Source organism: Bacillus sp. 7_6_55CFAA_CT2 (assembly GCF_000238655.1).
GTDB lineage: Bacteria > Bacillota > Bacilli > Bacillales > Bacillaceae_G > Bacillus_A > Bacillus_A cereus.
Map to the genome: position 1 here is coordinate 1,757,899 of NZ_JH414708.1, position 20,727 is coordinate 1,778,625.

Below are 20,727 nucleotides of genomic sequence, written 5' to 3' on the forward strand. Positions count from 1 at the left end.
ATTATACCGGTGGTTTTGATTTAGAAAGCAAAGCAAGTACAACCAATACCCCATTTAGTTCCATCTTTTCCTATTACGGTATGAGTGTGTTGATGGAGAGGGTTACTGCAACTATGTAACTTGTTATCATGGGCATCGTGAGAAAGTATAGTGTTGGCTAGGTTAGCACCGCCATAACCATAAACTCCCGTCGGTGACCAGTCAGGTGATGCTGGCGGCAATTCAGGTGATAAATTTTTAAATTCATCATTTCCATACACAACCTGTCCGCCCATAATTGTGAGTAATGATTCAAGGTTTTTGATTTCTTCTTCTGGCACAGTAAAGTAGTCAGCAGACAATACAGCAAGATCAGCAAACTGACCTACTGCAAGGGTTCCTTTTTTACCTTCATCACCAGAGAACCACGCACTTCCTTTTGAATATAATTCCAGGGCTACTTTTCTATCCAGTTTATTTTTTCATCGTATATCGAAAGTCCACCAATGGTTTTTCCGGCAACCATCCAATAAAGAGCGACCCAAGGGTTATAGCTGGAAACTCTAGTTGCATCACTACCGGCGCCAACAGGTATACCAAGGTCTAACATACGATAAATCGGAGGAGTACACTTTGCAGCTTCCTTTCCGTATAAATCAACAAAGTATTCACCTTGAAAAGCCATGCGGTCTTGGATGGCAATACCGCCATTTAAAGCCTTAACACGTTCCATGCTACGATCTGAGATTGTTTCTGCATGATCAAACCACCATCGTAGACCATTAAAAGGAATTTCACTGTTAACTTCCTCGAATACATTTAAGAAACGTGTGATTGACTCATCATAAGTTGCATGTAAACGGAAGGGCCAACGGTTTTCCACCAATAGAGAAATTACTTTCTTTAAGTCAGCTTCCATCATCGTAGCTAGTTCAGGCCGTGGCATTTGAAATTTTTCAAAATCGGCTGCTGAGAATACTAACATCTCTCCGGCACCATTCATTTTATACTTATCAGTTCCTTGACCTGGAGAAACAATTTTTGCCCATGAAGCAAAGTCTTCATATTCATGATTTGGATTCTGCGTAAATAGATTATAAGCAATACGCAAAGTTAATTGTTCCTTCTCGGCTAAATGTTCAACAACTTTGTAATCATCAGGATAATTTTGGAATCCACCACCTGCGTCAATAGCACTTGTAATACCTAATCTATTTAATTCGCGCATAAAATGGCGAGTTGAATTAATCTGGTCGTCAAAATTAAGTGCTGGTGCTTTACCCAAACTTGAATAAAGAATAGAAGCGTTAGGATTCGCAATTAAAAGGCCCGTTGGATTACCTCGTTTATCCCGCTCAATTAAGCAGCCTGGAGGGTCTGGTGTATCTTTTGTATATCCCAGTGCATGCAGCCCAGCACGATTTACAAGTGCTCTATCGTAAAGATGTAGCACAAATACAGGAGTGTCTTCAGAAACGGCATTAATTTCTTCCAAAGTTGGCAACCGTCTCTCTTTAAATTGAAATTCAGACCAACCTCCAACTACCCTTACCCACTGAGGAGCAGGTGTACGCCTTGCCTGTTCTTTGAGCATTTCTAGAGCAATAAAAAGTGATGGCACGCCTTCCCAACGTAATTCCATATTATAATGTAGACCACCACGAATAACGTGTATATGAGAGTCATTCAGGCCTGGAATAGCTCTCTTTCTTTTAAGGTCTATTTTCTTTGTTTTTTCCGTGGCACTATTAAGAAGCTCATCTCCACCTACTGCAGTGACTAAACCATCAGTTATGGCGATAGCAGATACCTCAGGCTGAGAAGGGTCAAGGGTAGTAATTTTTCCGTTATATAAGATCATATCCGGTAAAGTCATGTTCACACCTCGTCTACTTTCTATTATTTTGTAACCATGGATGAAATAATTTACCGAAAATCGGCATGACTACCCATGATAGCAAGGACACTGTACATACAGAAACGAAAAAAGCGGACATAATAGGATTCATATGTTTTATAATAGGTCCTATCACTTTAGGAACTAACATGCTAAGAGGCCATACACCCAGAAGGGTAACGATAGACATTTTCCATTTTGGCGGTGGAACTGGCGTTTTCGGAGTAACAAACCAATAAGCCAAACTACTTTCAGTTTTGTAACTTGGATTAGTAGCTTGAAATTGTTCTGCCGTTTTTAACAAATCCCGGCGAATGTCTGATTCTTGCCAAGCACGTAGATGCTCATACGTATCAAATCGAAAAATAACAGTATACTCTCTCGATTCGTTATTTGGAACTATTAGATTTACACCTAAATGCCCTGGGAATTTAGTAGCGGCAGCTTCGATTTCATGTCTCCATGTTTCAAACTGTTTTTCTTTACCTTGTTGAATTTCCCATGTAACAATCGTTGTTACTGGATCAGCAGCATCCATCGTGTTCCCTGTATAAGTCTCTTCGACAGCTACTCCTTCTTGTTTCATATTTTCCTGCTTGGAAGCGCGCCGTGCACCATAGTATATGCGTATTCTACTCCTTGACCATAAGCGCCAGTGTGCTCCTTTACAATTTCCATTACAGCATCATAAGTGTCTTTGTGTGCCCAGTCACGTTGGTATTCAAGTAAAACTTGAATTGCTGTCACTGGAATTGCACCAGCTTGTTCTACACGACGCATAGCAGCGTTATGTGCTGTCAGACTAGTACCACCTGAAGCATCATCAACTGCATACACTTCATAGCCAGCTTTCATTGCTTCAAGCACAGGGAATGCAAGGCAAACTTCAGTCCAAAGTGCTGCAAATATTAATTTCTTTCTACCTGTTGCTTTAACTGCTTCAACAAATTTTGGATCTTCCCAAGAGTTCATTGAACTGCGTTCTATAATTTCATGGTTTGGGAATATATCAAGAATTTGTGGCCAAAAATAACCAGAAAAGCTGCGTGTCTCAACTGTAGTAAGAATAGTAGGTACGTTAAAAGTTTTTGCTGATTTAGCAAGTAGCATAACGTTATTAATTAATGTTTGTCTATCAATACTTGCAACTCCAAAAGTCATTTGAGGTTGAAAATCAATCAAAATTAATGCACTGTTCTCCGGATTTAACAATTCTAAATTACTCATAATAAAACGCTCCTTTTTTAATTGTTTAAAATTGTAATCGTAAAAATAAAATTTTTGCTATACCTTTTAAATTAAAAGAGAGTGCTGATTTAATCAGCACTAAATGTATACTATCCATTTTTTTGAAAGTGATTTAAAGCTATTTCTTTGAAATACATTTATCCCGCATTAACGGGCAGTAAGACCCCCACCTCAAAATTCAGCGGAAGCAAAGAAGTTAGGTGGGGGATCAACTGCCTGTAAAAGCCCGATTGGTTCAACTAATAATCAGTGGGGGATGAACAAAACCCCCACTGATTAAAGTTTCACTTTATGCATTTTGTTTACTAAGATCGCGCTGAGCTCCCATATAGCTTCCAATTATATTTTGATAGCCTGGAAGATTGCTAGCAAGCAAATTGCCAAAACCTTCGACATCGTTGCGCCAATCGCGTTGTAATTCGCAAGCTACGCTAAACCAGTTCATAAGTTGCACACCACTATGTGCCATACGAGTATTGGCAGCATCTGCAACTTGTTTACTGAAAGTTCCTGAAGCATCAGTAACAGCAAATACTTCATATCCAGCTTTTATAGCGGACAGTGCCGGGAAAGCAACACAAACGTCCGTAACTACGCCTGCGATGATAAGTTGTTTTTTTCCAGTGTCTTCGATTGCTTTTACAAAATCATCATTATCCCATGCGTTAATTTGTCCAGGTCGAGCTATTTTTGGTGCATGAGGAAAGAGATCAACCAATTCTTGCATTAAAGGTCCATTAGGCCCGTTTTCAAAACTTGTTGTTAAAATAACTGGTAAATCAAAAAACTTAGCAGTATGAGCAAGAGCTAAAACATTGTTCTTGAATTCATCAACACCATAGTCACGTACTAGTCCAGACATAAGACCAGTTTGATGATCTACTAAAAGCACGACAGCATCATCTTTGTTAATACGAGAATAGAGATCAGTCATTATGTATTCCTCCTAAAAATTAAGTAATCGAAGAAAGTTTTATTATAAGTTTCTTCGTTTATAACTAAGCTGACCAATAATATTGGTTATAGTAGCATTCACAGAACATGAAGTGCTATACAAATTTATAGTATTTGAAAATCGAATCGTTAATCAATTCTAAATTATCTATAATTTGTATAGGTCGTAACTATAGTTGTTTTCACTATAAAATAGATTGGTTTTACCTATACATCCTATAGATAGAACAATATTGATAGTCACCTATTTTTGTTATTATAATTGAATATGAGGAATGTTCAGAAATTATATTGTGGTGAAAAAGGTATTAGAGGGGGAATTGTCCAAAAGGAGAAAATGAATGCATTGGGACAATAGAGTTTCATACTTAGAGTTCACAACATAAACGTGCATGAATAGGTTATGACATTCATCCGGATTATTGAAGAAAAGGATACATATTAGAATATTTTTTGGAGGTAGAAGCATGGCTAAAATTACTGTAGGAACCGAAAATCAAGAACCAATTGAGATATATTATGAGGATTATGGCACAGGAAAACCAGTTGTACTAATTCATGGTTGGCCGTTAAGTGGTCGATCTTGGGAATACCAAGTTCCCGCTCTTGTTGAGGCTGGATACAGAGTTATAACATATGATCGTCGAGGATTTGGAAAATCATCTCAGCCGTGGGAAGGGTATGAATATGATACCTTTACTTCTGATTTACATCAACTATTAGAACATTTAGAGCTTCAAAATGTCACACTTGTTGGTTTTTCTATGGGTGGAGGCGAAGTAGCCCGGTATATTAGTACGTATGGAACAGATCGTATTGAAAAGGCTGTTTTTGCTGGAGCAGTACCTCCATATTTATACAAATCAGAGGATCATCCTGAAGGGGCATTAGATGATGCAACAATTGAAGCGTTCAAAAGTGGTGTGATTAATGACCGCCTTGCATTTCTTGATGAATTTACTAAGGGATTTTTCGCGGCTGGTAATCGAACAGATTTAGTTAGTGAGCCATTCCGTTTATATAATTGGGATATTGCAGCCAGTGCATCACCTAAAGGAACACTTGATTGTATTACCGCCTTTAGTAAGACAGATTTTAGAAAAGACTTGGAGAAGTTTAATATACCTACTCTTATTATTCACGGTGATTCTGATGCAACTGTACCCTATGAATATAGTGGGAAATTAACACATGAAGCAATTCCTAATTCTAAAGTAACGTTAATAAAGGGTGGTCCACATGGGCTAAATGCAACGCATGCCAAAGAATTTAATGAAGCACTCCTATCATTTTTAAAGGACTAATTACAACTATATAATTGTTAATTAATAAATTATAAACAAGTAAAAAATAAAGCTTTATAAAAGATGCTCTTGGATAAATCCAGGAGCATCTTTTTAATGGTGATATTGAGATGTTAGGTTGATAAATCTCCATTAATTTTAGATTGAATACTCTTCTTAACAGCTAAAATATATTGATTAGAGTTTTTTAGATTTCTTAGAAGTATTGTTATATTACTATCAAGATAATATTTTGAATAATCCTCAAAATAAAGAAATGTTTTGTCAGAAAACAATAAAATCTTATTAATTTTTATAATTAGTTGAATTTTTATAGAAATAATTCTCTTAATATATTAAAATAACATCGTATTATGTCAGATTTTAATTAGGGGAGAGAAATTTTATGTTGAAAAAAATCATTCCAGTTGCTTTAGCATTAAGTACAGTTACTTTTACTAGTGTATTTGCTATGCCTTCAGCCCAAGCAAGTACAGAATCAAACCGCTACATAGATGTACAAATGCTCGGTATTAACGATTTTCATGGGCAACTAGACACTGTAAAAAAAATTAACAATAAAGATGCAGGGGGAATTGAGTACTTAGGGGCTTATTTACGTGATCGTGAAAAACAAAATCCGAATACATTAAAGGTACATGCTGGAGATGTTGTTGGAGCAAGTACTCCTGTTTCAGCATTATTACAAGACGAACCTACGATTGAATTTCTAAATGATTTGAAATTCGATGTTGGAACGATAGGGAATCATGAATTTGATGAAGGTGTTGAAGAAATGAACCGCCTTATTTATGGTGGATACCATGAGAAAACAGGGAATTTTAAAGGAGCAAAATTCCCATATGTTGCTGCAAATTTCTATAATAAATCCACCGGTCGTTTATTTTTACCACCATTCACTATAAAAAAGGTACAAGGAGTTCCTGTTGGATTTATCGGAGTCGTAACAACGGATGTTCCTAACCTTGTTATGCCTACTATGCTAAAGAATGTAGAAATTACAGATGAAGTTGAAGCTATTAACAAATCCGTAAAGCAATTAAAAAAACTAGGCGTTAAATCTATCGTTGTTCTTGCACATAACGGAGGTATAACAGATGGGAACGGCGTAACAAATGGTGATATCGTCCGATTAGCAAATGAGACTGATCCAGAAGTCGATGTTATTTTTGGTGGCCATAGCCACACTTATGTAAATGGAACTGTTAATAATAAACTTGTCGTACAAGCAAATTCATATGGTATGGCTTTTGCTGATGTTGATGTAAAGATTGATCGTAAAACACAAGATATTGTTGAGAAAAAAGCAGAAATTGTTACAACTTATCATGAAGGCATAGAGCCTGATAAAAAAATAAAGAAGAAGATGGAGAAATATCAAGCAAAAATCGCACCTCTTGTTAATGAAGTTGTAGGTAAGTCTATTGCGCCACTAGATCGCAAACTCAATACGGCTGGTGAATCTACTCTTGGAAATTTAGTTGCTGATGCCCAGCGTACAACAATGCAATCCCAAATTGCACTTATGAATCCTGGTGGTATTCGTAATGACTTAGATGCTGGTGATATTACATGGGGAGAGATATATGGTATTCAACCATTCGGAAATCAATTAATAAAAGTAAATTTAACAGGTCAAGACATTCGTGATATTTTAAATCAACAATGGCAAAAAGACATAACAAGAATGCTTCAAATTTCAGGAATCCAATACACTTGGGATGCGAACAAGCCCAATGGAGAAAAAGTAACAAGTATTCGCTTAACGAATGGAGAAGAAATTATTCCTTCTAAAACTTACAGCGTCGTTGCTAACGCATTTTTAGCTTCAGGGGGAGATGGATTTGTATCTTTTAAAAACGGTAAAGATGCTGAAACAGGACCAACTGATTTTGAAGCATTAGTAGATTATATAAAAAAATCAAAAGAACCAATTCAGTCTATTATTGATGGAAGAATCCAAAAGATAAATTAGGTTTTTATTAATCTCAAAAACAACTAGATTACCTGTGCGCTATACTCTTTAGTGTGCAGGTAATCTATTTTTTTTGATTTGAAATAGTCTAACTGTGGCCAATGGGTATACCGTCTAGATGCAGAGTGCCGAAAAAAATGAAGTGAACAAAAAATAACCCCTAAATTAACTCTATGATAAAGAGACTACAAACAATCAAAATTTGGAACTTCATATTAACCATATATTAACTACGTTAATAATACATACTGAAATTGAATACTTTAGATAACATCATTTATAACGGATATCTGTACATTATAATGTTATGCAATGAGGAATTTACAATACAATGAATTGAAGCTTATTTAGTTTTATATTTGTATAAGTGAATTAAGAATTTCTTAAGAACCTATTAAGAAATAAGTGAGTTTTAGGAACTAGAATAAATGTATCTTAACAGTAATAAGAAAATGAATGTTTTAAACGGAAGTTGGCAGAGTATGTCAAAAAGCTATAAGTAAATATTTCAGGAGGTTTTTTATGAAAAAGAAAATAATTATTGCAATTGTTGCTTCTGCTATAACAATGACTCATTTTGTAGGAAATACTTATGCAGATTCGAAAACAGAGGTTTCTGTTACAGCTCCCTATAATACAAATCAAATAGCGAAATGGTTAGAAGCACATGCAAAGCCTTTAAAAACAACTAATCCAACTGCATCTCTTAATGATTTGAAACCACTTAAGGATATGGTAGGTTCAGCTTCAATTGTAGGTTTAGGTGAAGCTACGCATGGGGCTCATGAAGTTTTTACGATGAAACACCGCATTGTTAAGTATTTAGTATCTGAAAAGGGCTTTACCAATCTAGTTTTAGAAGAGGGATGGGACAGGGCCTTGGAACTTGATCGATATGTTCTTACTGGTAAGGGAAACCCAAACCAACATCTAACACCTGTATTTAAGACGAAAGAAATGCTAGATTTACTTGATTGGATTCGGCAATATAATGCTAATCCAAAACATAAATCGAAAGTACGTGTCATCGGGATGGACATTCAATCAGTAAACGAAAATGTTTATAATAATATAATAGAATATATTAAAGCGAACAATTCAAAACTGTTGCCTAGAGTAGAAGAGAAGATAAAAGGGCTTATTCCTGTAACAAAGGATATGAATACTTTTGAAAGCCTTACGAAAGAAGAAAAAGAAAAGTATGTTTTAGATGCTAAACAAATTAGTGCTTTATTAGAGGAAAATAAAAGTCATTTAAATGGGAAATCTAAAGAGTTCGTATGGATAAAGCAAAATGCTCGTATTATTGAACAGTTTACTACAATGTTAGCGACACCTCCTGATAAACCAGCGGATTTTTATTTGAAACATGATATTGCATTGTATGAAAATGCGAAGTGGACTGAAGAACATTTAGGAAAAACCATTGTATGGGGACATAATGGACACGTTTCGAAAACAAATATGCTTTCTTTTATATACCCTAAAGTAGCAGGGCAGCATTTAGCAGAATATTACGGAAAACGGTACGTATCTATTGGAACGTCAGTTTATGAAGGACAATACAATGTGAAGAATAGCAATGGTGAATTTGGCCCCTATGGAACATTAAAATCGGATGATCCAAACAGTTATAACTACATTTTTGGACAGGTCAAAAAAGATCAATTTTTTATTGATTTACGTAAGGCGAACGGCGTGACAAAAACTTGGTTAAACGAACAACATCCAATTTTCGCTGGAATAACTACCGAAGGGCCTGATATACCAAAAACTGTTGATATATCATTAGGTAAAGCGTTTGATATACTTGTTCAAATTCAAAAAGTGAGTCCATCTCAAGTACATCAATAAATTTAGAATCATGTGCCGTAATGACAAATTTCATAGTGTGTCATATAACACAATGAAATTTGTTTTATATAACAAGAAGAATAATCGCATTAGAAAAAATCAGCAGTTTAACCTGTTAAGAGTAAAACGAATCTTACAATATGTAAAGCGCAAAAACACTGAAGCGAAAAGCATCGGTGTTTTTTGCGCTTTCGGGCACAGATGCTACTTCAATCCTATTGTAGAAGTGATTTTGTATGTAAGGAATTTGTAAGGAATAGGTAAGAAAAAAGAGATTTTCATTGTGTAGGATAAAAATATAAGGAGGCATGAAGGGGGGAACAAGTACGGCCTACATATAAAACAAATAATCAGTAACAAGAGTGTTTTAAGGAAAAGAAGTAATTTCTATGGTTAATATGTATGTGGAAAAAGAGTGATTTAGAGATTGTTAGAACACAATGGTGTTTGTGAAAATAATGATTAGTACGTTGATTGCAAATTCAGTGTTGACTTTTATCATTGGGAGAGTTGATAGCTGTGTGATTAGTATATGAGACAGCTATCAGCCATCAATACAATTTAAATAGAAAAGAGGAATTTTTTATGAAAACACGCAGTAAAATTACATCTGCAAGTCTAGCACTTTTAATAGGTGGAAGTTCCCTGTTATACATAACACCAACATCAGTTGTAAAAGCAGAATCTACGCAAAATGTATCTAGTTCGTTACAAACAAGTACGCAAAGCGATCGTACTTCCGTTAAGAAAGCAATGCGAGATGAACTGCAACTTGGATACCCGGGAATACTCGCTAAAATTTCTAAGGGGGGTAAAACTTGGAGTTATACAGCTGGGGTAGCGGATCTGAAAACTAAGAAACCAATGAAAGCAGATTTTCGCTTTCGCATTGGCAGTGTGACGAAAACGTTCATTGCAACAGTTCTACTTCAATTATCTGGAGAGAACCGTTTGAATCTAGACGACTCCATTGAAAAATGGTTACCTGGTGTTATTCAAGGAAATGGATATGATGGTAACCAGATTACGATCCGGCAAATATTGAATCATACAAGTGGTATTGCTGACTATATAAATTCAAAAGACTTTGATATTACGGATATAAAAAAATCGTATACGGCTGAAGAATTTGTAAAGATGGGGATTTCACTTCCCCCAGACTTTGCCCCAGGAAAGGGTTGGTCTTATTCAAATACAGGATATGTAATACTAGGAATCCTTATTGAAAAAGTAACAGGAAACAGCTATGCGGAAGAGGTTGAAAATCGGATTATTGAACCGCTTGATTTGTCAAATACATTTCTACCTGGTAATTCAAGCGTGATTCCAGGCACCAAGCATGCCCGTGGCTATTTGCAACTAGACGGAGCGAGTGAGCTAAAAGATGTTACTTATATTAACCCAGGTAGCTCGGATGGAGATGTGATTTCTACTGCTGACGACTTAAACAAATTCTTCTCTTGCTTACTAGGTGGCAAATTACTGAAGGAACAGCAGTTAAAACAAATGCTTACTACAGTTCCTACAAATAGAGAGGGAACCGGATATGGTCTTGGAATACTTGAAATTAAGCTTCCGAACGGTGTCTCGGTATGGGGACACAGGGGGGCCGTTCCAGGGTTTTCCACTTTTGCTGGTGGAACACTTGGAGGTAAACATACACTCGCTATCAATTCGAACAGTTTAAACCTTAATAACCCAGAAGTTTTTAAAAACATTTTACTTGCTGAATTTAGCAAGTAGGAAAAACGGATAAATTTTGTCATTTGTAATTTCTATCGGAATGGATTACCGCTTGAAAGAGTATAGAGGGATTAAGTATCTATAATTGTGTAGGAGCAGCATTTGCAAAATTAGAAATTGAACTAGATTCAACCATCAAAGATAATATTAGCGGGAAAAAATTGAGGGACATTAAGGATTTTGTGAAGAAGACTTCAAAAATGAACTGAAATCTAATAAACAACGTAAAAGCTAAAAGATTTTCACTGTGAGAACATCTCAAAATATTAAATTGATGGTAACTTTGTTGTAGCTCTTTAAACATACCTATATTAAAACCCAAATTTCTCAATTTAATGCTGAGAAATTTGGGTTTTTCTAAAGGAATCAATTTTTTAAAAAATTTTTAGAAATTTAAAGATAAAGTATTGTATACATGTAAGTATGATTAAAAATGCAAAGTTGTAAATGCTAAATTTAATTAAATACGCCTTACTCTCTTTAACATTGGCCTGAATGAATAGTTTATAGGAGATTACACTGGCTAAAGATGCGATAATTGTTCCAAGCCCTCCAATATTTACTCCTAGTAATAAAGCTTTCCAATCAGAAGTAAAGTTTGATAGAAGAATTGAAGTAGGAAAATTGCTAATCAATTGACTCAAAAATATGGAACTAAAGAAGACTGAAGTATCTCCTCTTAAATTAGCGCGAGCAAATGTCCCCAGTGCATCGGAATGGGAAATGTTTCCGATAAAAATAAAAAACAGACAAAGGTTATTAGAAGAAAGTAATCGATCTTAAATAGTAAGTTTCTATCTAACGTAAATGCTGCTATCAGTGTGACTATTAGCGCAATGTAATAATTAATAACACCAAAAATAGATGCAATGATAGTAATAAGTATCAAAATCCAGACGGTAGCTTTTTTTCGATTTTTCACGGTAATAACAGGTAGTTCTATTTTCAAATCTGTTTTTTGAAGTTTTTGAGTAAATATAAATAACAAACTAATTCCAAGTACAGCTAAAAGCAGGATTGAACCTAAAAATGGGATGAGCTTAATTCCATAGTAAGAATATAGGTATAAATTTTGTGGGTTTCCCATAGGCATCAAGCTACTACCGATGTTTGCCGCAATTGTCTGCAGGATGATTGTATCCATCATGTTCATTTGTGTTTTTTTACTAATGACAAGTGTTATTGGTACAAAAGTGAGGAGAGCAACATCATTTGTTACAAACATGGAGCAAATAAAGCATAACAAAATTAGAATAATAGATATTGACCTGCTGTTATTGCATTTATTTAAAATCGCAACGGCAAGTTTGTCTAATATCTTTAGCTGTTCCAAGGCCTTAATGGCTACCATCAGATTAAATAAGCTAATTAACACTTCAAAGTTAATATATTCGATCTTTGGCGAATGTATTAAGCAGCTGACAATTGCTAGTATCAGTGAAATGGTAAGTACTAAATCCTTTTTTAAAAATTCGAATTTCATAAGGAGTCTTTTTTTATTTTGAACAAATACTATTTCTTTCACAATACACCACCTGTAATTTATGTTAGTAAATATACGTTTTTTGGGATAACTCGATATTGCTAGAAAAGAGGGTGACATAAGGTCCTAAATAAGAGTTTTGTAATGTTTCATCCCTTCAACAAAATCCTTTTTTTCTTAGTGTCTTTCATGTTGTAAATATGTGCAATATAGACGAATCCAACTAGGGGGATTAATTGAGAAAACAAATGTTTTTTGTATGATACCATAAATAAATTAAATGTTTTATTTTTTAAATATTCCTATAATATTCCGTTGATTCTTGATTTCAAATAATTTATATGAACTTCTAAAAGAGAAAAAGTATGCATGTTTATATGAAGAAAATAGAGACTTGTCAAAGGATAGATAGAACAAAATCTGCGACGTTTGGATACTGTATAAAATTCACAAAATCTCACTGTTTTTTTAGATGAAAAATCTTAAAAAATTTTTTGTTTTTATAAAAATCTGTACTTTTTCGTAACATTCTGTACTTTTAATTATAAATTAAAGACAAACTTCTCTTAGTTAAAGATTGAAAGCGCTTTATAGATTTTTCGTGAAATTTTTACCTAGCCTATTTTTGAGATTAGTAGTAAGAAAGGAGATATTTCCATGTTCTTAAGAAAATTAACAAAAAACCAGTTAATCACTATTGATTATTATGATTAAAATGTAAATCACCGGTAAACGAAACAAACATAATAGTACAACAACATTAGTGGATAAGAATATTAGTTTTGCAGAAGGGGATAGAGCATCTTGTGTATAAATGGTAAGTTTTTAGAAAATTCAGTTTTGTAGTTGCGTGTTGCGATGTTTGTTTAAACAGGCCAATTCTATTAATATAGAAAATTTTTATCCTTGTTGTATTTGAATATGAATGAGGTATTTATGCCAAGGAATATAGGTGATTTTATATAGATTATGATAGATAAATTTTTGGTATGGAGTGATAATATGGAAAGATTTTTTGTAGAGTTAGTCGGATCAACAAATGATTTTTTATGGTCTAAATTGTTAATTATTATGCTTGTTATTTGCGGAATTTATTTTACATTTAAATTGAATTTTGTACAGTTTCGAATGTTAAAAGAGATGGTCCGTGTATTAATGGAGGGGAAAAGTGGTTCTAAAGATCAAATCTCTCCTTTTCAAGCGTTTTGTATTGGTATGGCAGCCCGCGTTGGAACAGGGAATATCACAGGAATTGCGATTGCAATTGCATTAGGTGGTCCTGGAGCTGTATTTTGGATGTGGATTATTTCTATTATTAGCTCGGCCTCCAGTTTTGTCGAAAGCACATTAGCACAGATATATAAAGTAAAAGATAAAACTGGTTTCCGGGGTGGTCCATCCTATTATATGGAAAAAGGGTTGAATAAACGTTGGATGGGAGTATTATTCTCTATTTTAATCACAATTACTTTTGGTCTTGTATTCAATTCAGTACAATCAAATACAGTTACAATTGCTTTTCAAAACTCATTTGGTACAGATCGTCTAACAGTTGGGATAATCATGGCTATTGCTTTCGCTGCGATTATTTTTGGTGGTGTACAACGTATTGCAAAAATGGCTGAATACAAGGTGGTATTTTTAGCGGTATTATACATTGGAGTTGCATTATTTGTTGTAGTTACCAACATATCAAAAATGCCGGAAGTTCTTTCTCTTATTGTTCAAAACGCATTTGGTTTTAAACAAATAGCAGGCGGTTCAATTGGTGCAGCACTTATGAATGGAGTTAAACGCGGTTTATTCTCAAATGAAGCTGGTATGGGAAGTGCACCAAACGTTGCCGCAACAGCAACAACAAGTCATCCGGTGAAACAAGGACTGATTCAAGCATTTGGTGTATTAACGGATACACTGATCATTTGTACTAGCACTGCCTTTATTATTTTACTGTCTGATGCATATAAACAACCGGGGTTAAATGGTATTGCACTTACACAAGCAGCATTAAGTGAACACATAGGTCCTTGGGCATCAGGTTGTCTTGCTATCTTTGTTTTTTTATTTGGATTTGGTGCGTTGATTGGCAACTATTATTATGGTGAAACAAATATTCGCTTCTTACATACAAGTAAAGTGTGGTTAATGATATACAGAATAAGTGTGTTGGCTATGATTGTATTTGGTTCTGTTGCAAAGATTCAAATTGTATGGGATTTAGCGGACTTATTTATGGGCTTTATGGTTATTATTAATTTAATTGCTATTACCTTACTTTCAAAAGTAGCATTTGCGGCGTTACAAGATTATATAAACCAGAAAAAAGCTGGTAAAGATCCTATTTTTTATAAAGAAAACATTAAAGGGCTTAAAAATATTGAATGTTGGGATAGTTATGAGAAAACTTCAAAAAAGAAAAGTGTGTAATAAGAAGGATATTCAGACTGCAATATGTCTGAATATTTTTCTTGGTTCTAGTGCAAATATTATTGATTATAGTAAAGAAAAAATCATTCTATATAAAGTTAATAGTACGGGGGAATATGATTAAATGATAAAGGATTCTAGCGTTCAAGTTGAGGGTCAAGAAAAAGTTTGCTTAGATCAATGGGTAGCTCATTATCGAGCGTATGCAGCTAAGGGACGAAGCGCCAGTTATATTCCCGCTCTGGGGGAAATAAATGTATCGCAGTTAGGTATTTGTATAGTAAAGCCAGATGGAACAATGATAAAATCAGGAGATTGGGAGATACCTTTCACATTACAAAGTATATCAAAAGTAATCGGTTTTATAGCCGCTTGTTTAAGTCGCGGTATTTCTTATGTATTAGAACGAGTTGACGTAGAGCCAACTGGAGATGCCTTTAATTCAATTATTCGTTTAGAGATACATAAACCAGGAAAACCTTTTAATCCTATGATCAATGCTGGAGCGATTACGATAGCTTCACTTTTGCCAGGGACATCGGTGCAAGAAAAATTAGAATCTCTATACGTATTAATTGAAAAAATGATAGAGAAGCGTCCCGCTATTAATGAAATAGTATTTCAATCAGAATGGGAAACGGCTCATCGTAATAGAGCATTAGCATACTATTTAAAGGAGAATGGTTTTCTAGAATCAGATGTGGAGGAGACACTAGAGGTTTACCTAAAACAATGTTCGATTGAAATAAATACAGAAGATATTGCCTTAATAGGGCTTATACTAGCACATGATGGATATCATCCTATTCGCAAAGAACAAGTGCTCCCTAAAGAAGTAGCTAGGTTAACAAAAGCTTTAATGCTAACTTGTGGAATGTACAATGCTTCTGGAAAATTTGCTGCTTTCATTGGATTACCAGCTAAGAGTGGGGTATCGGGCGGAATTATGACACTTGTTCCCTCAAAATCTAGGAAGGATTTATCGTTCCAAGATGGATGTGGTATTGGTATTTACGGACCAGCCATTGATGAATATGGGAATAGTTTACCAGGAATTATGTTGTTAGAACATATTGCAAAAGAATGGGATTTAAGTATATTTTAAAAAGGAGCACAGATATTTTGGTGTTAGAGCGAGTCCAAAAGTGTTCAGACCTTATATTGTGTCTGAACATTTTTGAGTTATAAAGTATCTTTCTAAAGTAGAAGGGTGTAATGAATACTCACAATCTATAATGCTTTCGTTTATATCTTATTTATCAGTTTTTGAAAAAAATAGAGTAAGTATTGTATTAATGCAAATAGGTTTGTATACTGACTGTTAGGCGAAAGTGAGAAGTGATTATTTTGAATCTTAGTAATTTAGTAAAAAAAGACATCTATATTCTCGTTTTAATGATAGTTACAGTACCCTTAGTAGGTGAAATAAAGTCATTTCCTTTAAATGAAACATTTAGAATGAGCTTTGGCGCACCAACATTTTTCTTTTTTTTGTTATTGTTTCGACGAATTCCAGCATTTTTACCGGGTTTTTTAACAGCGATAGTCGTTGTAGTATTTCGTATCTCAATGGATGTCATTATAAAGGGAAATATGGATTGGCTAGCCGCTTTTCATACTCACTATCCTAGTTTTTTCTTTTATTTTACTTATTCGTATCTCTTTCATTTAGCAAAAATCAAACGTTTTTATCATCAACCACTAATGATTGGTTTTATTGGTTGCATGATTGAAATACTGTCAGACTGTGTGGAATTAATGATTCAATATTTCGTATTAAAAACATCGATCACATCCGAGGCAATAAATGAGATTATTGTTATCGCATGTTCCCATAGTTTTATAGTTCTAAGCTTTTTCAATATGATGAAATTGTATGAAGCGCAATCAAGGGAGAGACATATAAAGAAGCAAAATGAACACATGCTCATGCTTATCTCTAATTTATATGAAGATGCTGTTCATTTAAAAAAAACATTACAAGATGCTGAGAATATAACAAAAAAATCCTATGATTTATATAAAACCTTAGACTCTTTTGAGCACAAACAGATGGATTTTCAGTTTGGGGATTTAAGGCAACAGGCATTACAAATTGCTGGTGAGGTCCATGACGTTAAAAAGGATAACCAACGTATTTTTGCGGGACTTTCAAAACTAATTTCTGATGAAAGTTTTACAGATTATATGTCTGTACATGAACTAGTAAATATCATTATACGGGCAAATACGAAATATGCACGGTTGCTAGAGAAAGACATCCAATTTGTGTGTAAAATTGATGGTGTGCATTCTCATTATCATATTTACACAATCTTATCTATTATAAATAATATCGTTACAAACGCTGTAGAAGCTATCCAAGGTATGGGAACCATCACAATTGACATTAATAAAGACCACCATTTTGTTGAATTTCAAATAGGCGATAATGGTCCTGGTATTTCTTCAAAATATAAAGATTCAATTTTTGAGCCTGGGTTTACTTCTAAATATGATGATTTAGGCAACCCATCGACAGGTATCGGATTATCGTATGTTAAAGAAATGGTCGAACAACTTGAAGGTGATGTTACGCTTGAGGACAGAACCGAAGGAAAAGGATCAATTTTTATAATTAGATTAGGGATTGATCATATAATTTCGAAAGGGTGATTCTATGTATTTTTATATAGTAGATGATGAAAAAGCGGTTCGCTCAATGTTGGCTCAAATTATCGAGGATGAAGACCTTGGGGAGGTTATAGGAGAAGCTGAGGATGGTTTATCTTTAGAGCAACAAATGCTAATCCTTAAAAATATAGACATTTTATTTATCGATTTGTTAATGCCGATTCAAGATGGAATAAAAACAATCCGTCAAATAAAACCTTTGTTTAAAGGGAAAATCATCATGGTCTCTCAAGTAGAATCAAAAGAATTAATTGCTGAAGCTTATTCGCTTGGTGTTGAATACTATATTATTAAGCCAATTAACCGGATTGAAGTATTAACAGTTGTTCGGAAAGTCATTGAACGAATTCGTTTGGAAAAATCGATAAAAAACATTCAAGAATCGCTTAATATGGTACTAAAATTGGATAGTAATTCAAGTGCGCAAGAAAAATACCGTAATGAAAAACATTTAAATACTTTTAATCATTTTCAAAATTCCATTCATTTTCTTTTGTCTGAATTAGGAATAGCCAGTGAAAGTGGAAGTAAAGATTTAATGGATATGCTAGATTATTTATATAAATATGAACAAGATAACACGTTGGAACAAGGCTTTCCCTCACTAAAAGAGATTTTTATGAATTTGGCTCAAAAAAAACTTGGGGATTCAGCTGAAGATGCCGAATTAAAAAGGTTCATAGAAGCTTCCAAACAACGGATTCGGAGAGCAATTTATCAATCATTAAACCATTTAGCATCCCTTGGACTTACTGATTTTTTAAACCCGAAGTTCGAAAATTATGCTTCTAGATTTTTTGATTTTACTACCGTAAGGAGAAAGATGACAGAATTGAATAATGAACCAACATTACCTGCTCGTATTGATACGAAAAAATTTATTCAAGTTCTTTATTTTGAAGCAAAACGAATACACCTGGAATTAAGATGATAAATGCTTGCTAATTATTATTTTCGATTAATAGATTGATAATTGTTTTCATGTTATTGGTTTTATATAGTTTTTCTAAGAGAGGATTTTCCTTTATTTCATATTAGTTTTAAAATCAGAAAATTCCGTATCGATTTGGTAGAAGTGTATGAACTTAGAACAAAAGAATATGTATTTTTTACACATTAATATTCATTTAAAAACGAGTATTTCCAAAATAAAATATAACTACATAGTAAGTTGAATTTAAAAAAAAGATGCTATCTTCTAGCATCTTTTTTTCTTTAAGAGGAAATATCATTGATCCTTATATTATTTGAAATTCAAATGCGGGCATATAAATAAGGGAAAAGGAGATAATATTTAACAAATTATAATTGGAAATGGTATTTTAGGTCAGAAATGTTTTTATACTAACTAGGTTATTGGTGCTAAATAAGCATAATGTCTCGCTTTTCTGCTCTTTAATCTTATAGTTATTTTTTATTAAGTACATATCGTTTTTTAGAAATCTCAATCCTAGCAGAGTATATAAATTGGGTGATAAAAATGTGGAACATAATTACTTCTTATCTTCCAGATTGGAAAGTCTTTGTACAAGCTTTTATCTTGTTTTTAATTCCGTATACTATCTCAAGATTTTTTCATTGGGTTCGTATGTCAGAGAAAGAGTGGGAAGAATGAGTTGGTGGAAGTCAAGAGACAAACAAGTGAAAAAAAATAATATTCAAAGTAAAACGAAACAAGAGCATAAACCATCTCAAAATGCAATCGTTCATTTCACAAATGATTTTGCCTCTAACTTAGAACTTATAAAGCAACAAATCGGACATAATTCTGATGTTCGCTTTCGGAAGTTTAATATTGGACGCACAGATATTCAGGCTGGGATCGTTTTTGTTGATGGCCTATCAGATAAAGAGATAATTGACAAACATATTATGAAATTACTAATGGATGATTTTTCTGATGAATATAAAAATGAATCTTCTTATGTGGAGGGGACTGTTTCAAAAGAATATATTAAAAATAAAGTTCTTACAATTAGTGAAGTAGCAGAAGTCCATTACATAAAAGATTTAATACCCAAAGTATTGATAGGTTCAACAGCTCTTTTAATTGATGGTTTAGCAGATGTGTTTATTCTTGGTACAACAAAAGCAAATAAACGAAATATTGAAGAACCAGTATCGGAGGCATTAGTCAGAGGGCCACGGGTCGGTTTTACTGAAGTATTGAGTGATAATACCTCACTTTTGCGACGACACTGTGCGGATGAGAACTTATCATTAGTAAAGCTACCAGTAGGAGAACGTGCAAAGAAAGAGTTAGTTGTCGCATTTATTAAAGATCTTGCTAGTACAGAATTGGTGGATGAAATAAAAAACAGAATTCAGAAAATTGACATAGACAGTGTACTCGAATCTGGTTATATAGAGCAACTTATTGAAGATAATTATCTCAGTCCTTTTCCGCAGATTCAAAATACAGAACGACCTGATCGTGTTATTAGTGCTTTAATGGAAGGTCGAGTAGCTATTTTGTTAGATGGAACACCATTTGTTTTAATTGCTCCAGTTACATTTAGTATGCTGCTGCAATCACCAGAAGATTATTATGAAAGGTGGCTTCCTGGTACGCTTCTCCGCTTATTACGCTTCATGACAGCTTTTGTTTCATTATTTGCTCCAGCACTGTATATTTCTTTTATTTCATTTCATCTAGGATTAATTCCCACTAAGCTCGCTATTTCTATTATCGGATCGCGAGAAGGAGTCCCTTTTCCCGCTTTAATAGAAGCGTTAATTATGGAAGTAGCTATCGAAGTTTTGCGAGAAGCAGGTTTACGTCTGCCTAAACCAATTGGACCTGCAATGGGAATTGTGGGCGGTTTAATAATTGGTCAGGCTGCCGTAGAAGCAGGAATTGTTAGTCCAATAATGGTTATCGTTGTTGCGGTAACAGCTATTTCTTCTTTTACTATTCCGCAATACAGTGTAGGAATTACGTTACGCATTCTTCGTTTTGTAGCTATGTTTTGTGCTGCGATATTTGGTTTGTATGGAGTTATTCTCTTCTTTCTTTTACTTTGCAGTCATTTAGTGAAACTGAAAAGTTTTGGCGTTCCTTATACCAGTCCTGCTGTTCCATATCAATTCAGTGACTGGAAAGATTTTATGGTTCGCATGCCATTAAAAATAATGAGACGTCGACCGAAAATAATGCATACCAAAAAAAATATCCGCAAAAGGTAGCTGA

At 34.1% G+C, this 20,727-nt stretch carries 12 protein-coding genes and 3 pseudogenes; 10 read left to right on the forward strand and 5 right to left on the reverse strand.

Features of this window, described 5'->3' with window-relative positions:
* Positions 1-20: 20 nt before the first annotated feature.
* The 4 genes and pseudogenes from HMPREF1014_RS08985 to ycaC all read right to left on the reverse strand — a co-directional run bounded on the left by HMPREF1014_RS08985 (position 21) and on the right by ycaC (position 4,058).
* A pseudogene (locus HMPREF1014_RS08985) lies at positions 21-1,855 on the reverse strand (amidohydrolase).
* A 13-nt stretch (positions 1,856-1,868) separates the two neighbouring features.
* Positions 1,869-2,462 (reverse strand): antibiotic biosynthesis monooxygenase, encoded by a 594-nt coding sequence (locus HMPREF1014_RS08990; protein WP_000806848.1) that lies wholly within the window; start codon positions 2,460-2,462, stop codon positions 1,869-1,871.
* The gene (locus tag HMPREF1014_RS08995; RefSeq protein WP_000067163.1) at positions 2,459-3,103 is read right to left on the reverse strand and encodes a hydrolase; all 645 of its coding nucleotides are present in this window, start codon (positions 3,101-3,103) and stop codon (positions 2,459-2,461) included. The genes HMPREF1014_RS08990 and HMPREF1014_RS08995 overlap by 4 nt, the downstream gene beginning before the upstream one ends.
* A 310-nt stretch (positions 3,104-3,413) precedes the next feature.
* Entirely contained in the window at positions 3,414-4,058 is a 645-nt protein-coding gene (gene ycaC / locus HMPREF1014_RS09005) for an isochorismate family cysteine hydrolase YcaC (RefSeq protein ID WP_000131210.1), read from the reverse strand.
* Positions 4,059-4,545: 487 nt separating this feature from the next.
* Between ycaC and HMPREF1014_RS09010 the strand changes: the two genes are divergently transcribed.
* The 5 genes and pseudogenes from HMPREF1014_RS09010 to HMPREF1014_RS09030 form a co-directional block, all read left to right on the forward strand.
* Positions 4,546-5,382: a bromoperoxidase gene (locus HMPREF1014_RS09010; RefSeq protein ID WP_001074330.1), complete on the forward strand. Its 837-nt coding sequence runs from the start codon at positions 4,546-4,548 to the stop codon at positions 5,380-5,382.
* Positions 5,383-5,767: 385 nt separating this feature from the next.
* On the forward strand, positions 5,768-7,357 hold the full coding sequence (locus tag HMPREF1014_RS09015) for a bifunctional metallophosphatase/5'-nucleotidase (RefSeq protein ID WP_000913791.1): 1,590 nt from the start codon (positions 5,768-5,770) through the stop codon (positions 7,355-7,357).
* A 522-nt stretch (positions 7,358-7,879) separates the two neighbouring features.
* A complete protein-coding gene (locus HMPREF1014_RS09020; protein WP_000726831.1) occupies positions 7,880-9,211 on the forward strand; it encodes an erythromycin esterase family protein in 1,332 nt (443 codons plus the stop codon).
* A 585-nt stretch (positions 9,212-9,796) separates the two neighbouring features.
* The gene (locus tag HMPREF1014_RS09025) at positions 9,797-10,954 is read left to right on the forward strand and encodes a serine hydrolase domain-containing protein (RefSeq protein WP_000857815.1); all 1,158 of its coding nucleotides are present in this window, start codon (positions 9,797-9,799) and stop codon (positions 10,952-10,954) included.
* Positions 10,955-11,064: 110 nt separating this feature from the next.
* Positions 11,065-11,163 (forward strand): annotated as a pseudogene (locus HMPREF1014_RS09030) (cytochrome P450); the annotation flags it as partial.
* A 165-nt stretch (positions 11,164-11,328) separates the two neighbouring features.
* Here the strand turns inward: HMPREF1014_RS09030 and HMPREF1014_RS09035 are convergent.
* A pseudogene (locus tag HMPREF1014_RS09035) lies at positions 11,329-12,479 on the reverse strand (anion transporter).
* Between the two features lie 960 nt (positions 12,480-13,439).
* Between HMPREF1014_RS09035 and HMPREF1014_RS09040 the strand changes: the two are divergent.
* The 5 genes from HMPREF1014_RS09040 to HMPREF1014_RS09060 all read left to right on the forward strand — a co-directional run bounded on the left by HMPREF1014_RS09040 (position 13,440) and on the right by HMPREF1014_RS09060 (position 20,723).
* Positions 13,440-14,864: an alanine/glycine:cation symporter family protein gene (locus HMPREF1014_RS09040; protein WP_000439284.1), complete on the forward strand. Its 1,425-nt coding sequence runs from the start codon at positions 13,440-13,442 to the stop codon at positions 14,862-14,864.
* 124 nt (positions 14,865-14,988) lie between these two features.
* The gene (gene glsA / locus HMPREF1014_RS09045) at positions 14,989-15,969 is read left to right on the forward strand and encodes a glutaminase GlsA (RefSeq protein WP_000588648.1); all 981 of its coding nucleotides are present in this window, start codon (positions 14,989-14,991) and stop codon (positions 15,967-15,969) included.
* Positions 15,970-16,202: 233 nt separating this feature from the next.
* Positions 16,203-17,519 (forward strand): sensor histidine kinase, encoded by a 1,317-nt coding sequence (locus HMPREF1014_RS09050; protein ID WP_009326737.1) that lies wholly within the window; start codon positions 16,203-16,205, stop codon positions 17,517-17,519.
* A gap of 4 nt (positions 17,520-17,523) precedes the next feature.
* Positions 17,524-18,468, forward strand: coding sequence for a response regulator (locus HMPREF1014_RS09055; protein ID WP_000274072.1), 945 nt, complete (start codon positions 17,524-17,526; stop codon positions 18,466-18,468).
* Positions 18,469-19,148: 680 nt separating this feature from the next.
* Positions 19,149-20,723, forward strand: a complete 1,575-nt coding sequence (locus HMPREF1014_RS09060) for a spore germination protein (protein ID WP_000119221.1) — start codon at positions 19,149-19,151, stop codon at positions 20,721-20,723.
* The last annotated feature ends 4 nt before the right edge of the window (positions 20,724-20,727 follow it).